This window comes from Brevibacterium samyangense (assembly GCF_039529845.1).
In the GTDB taxonomy this organism is placed as follows: domain Bacteria; phylum Actinomycetota; class Actinomycetes; order Actinomycetales; family Brevibacteriaceae; genus Brevibacterium; species Brevibacterium samyangense.
Genome location: NZ_BAAANO010000031.1, coordinates 1 through 1,375, shown reverse-complemented (window position 1 = coordinate 1,375; position 1,375 = coordinate 1). Strand labels below are relative to the sequence as shown.

1 protein-coding gene is annotated in these 1,375 nt (G+C 72.7%); it reads left to right on the top strand.

Annotated features, from left to right (window positions below):
• Positions 1-131 precede the first annotated feature (131 nt).
• Positions 132-1,289: a hypothetical protein gene (locus ABD172_RS13480; RefSeq protein WP_344310444.1), complete on the top strand. Its 1,158-nt coding sequence runs from the start codon at positions 132-134 to the stop codon at positions 1,287-1,289.
• The last annotated feature ends 86 nt before the right edge of the window (positions 1,290-1,375 follow it).

Genomic DNA, 1,375 nt, shown 5'->3' with positions numbered 1-1,375 from the left:
GGCTTTCCGGCACCGTGGCCGATCGACCACGTGAACCGCTGCCCTGCAGCGCGTCCGCGCACTACGCTCGGAACGTCCGCAGTCGTCGCGCGCGCGTCGAGAGAATTCGGTCGCGAGCGAAAGCAGGTTCCATGGTCCAGCCTCCGCCCGATCCCCGATTCCCGCAGCCTCCGGCAACGCAGCCTCCGGCAACGCAGCCTCCGGCAACGCAGCCTCCGGCAGGTCAGCACGCTGGGCAGCCGCAGCACGCCGGGCAGCCGCACCATGCGCAGCAGGCCCCGTACTCGCAGGGGTATGCGCCCACGGACCGCCCGCACGCTGCTGACCACCAGCCGAAACCCGGCGCCCTCCGCACCGCCCGCATTCTCTTCGTCGGTGCGTTCGTCGTCGGCGCGGCGTTCGGGATCATCAGCGGGATCATGCGGGCCGTCGCGGTCGGGTCGGAGAACTTCTCGGTTCTCATGTCGCTCATGGGCGTGGAGGCGACGGTCGGACTCGTGGTGTCGGGCGTGCTCCTCGCGGTCGCATGTCTCGTGACACCGCGGGGACGGTGGAAGAACCGGCTGATCGGCGCCGGCATCGCAGTTCTCGCGGTGCTCCTGCAGTTCGCCTACCAGTTCGGGTTCAACGCGCTCGTGCCTCGTCTCATGGAGTCGTCCGCGATGGGCGGCACTGCGCTACTCACGGGGCTGAGCGCCGCCGCGGGGTTCGTCTTCCTCGCTGTGAACCTCGTCGCCTGGCAGGTCGCGAACCGCCGACCCTGGTGGATGTGGCTGTGCGCTGTCGGGGCGGCGCTGATCGTGTCGGTGCTGCGCGCGGGATGGCCCTACCTCGCGGCGGCCGGTATGAGCGCGTTGCGCGGCCGTGGGTACGACGTGTACATCGCCGCCCAGCCCTTCGTGAACCTCCTCATCACCCTGGCTGCGATCCTCGGACTCCACTTCCTCGCCCGCCTCGCCGACCGCGGGCGCGGTGCGAACGCCGGCACCGACCCGGATCCGTCGGGTCCGGGATCGTACGACCCGGGATCGTACGACCCGGCATCGTACGGCCCGGGGTCGGCGGGCCCGTACGCACCGCACCCCACCTCCGAGGCGCCCCACGCCACCGTGCCTCGTCCCGCCGCTGCCGGGTACCCGGGCGGGCAGCGGCCGTACCCGCCGGCGTCGCCCGCGCCGTCCCCGTACGCACCCCCGCGCACGGACGGTCAGCACGGTGACAGCCGCTGGGGTGAAGGGCACCGCGAAGGCCCGGGCTCCGGAGATCCGAGCCATGGAGGCCCGCGATGAGCCATCCCGGACAGCCCGACCCGCGCCGACCGGCTCGCCCGCCACAGCCGCCCGCGCCTCGGACGCCCCCTCAGCCGCCGCAGGCG

Coding starts and splice junctions, on each gene's coding strand:
- ABD172_RS13480 (WP_344310444.1), top strand. CDS start 132: ATGGTCCAGCCTCCGCCCGATCCCCGATTCCCGCAGCCTCCGGCAACG.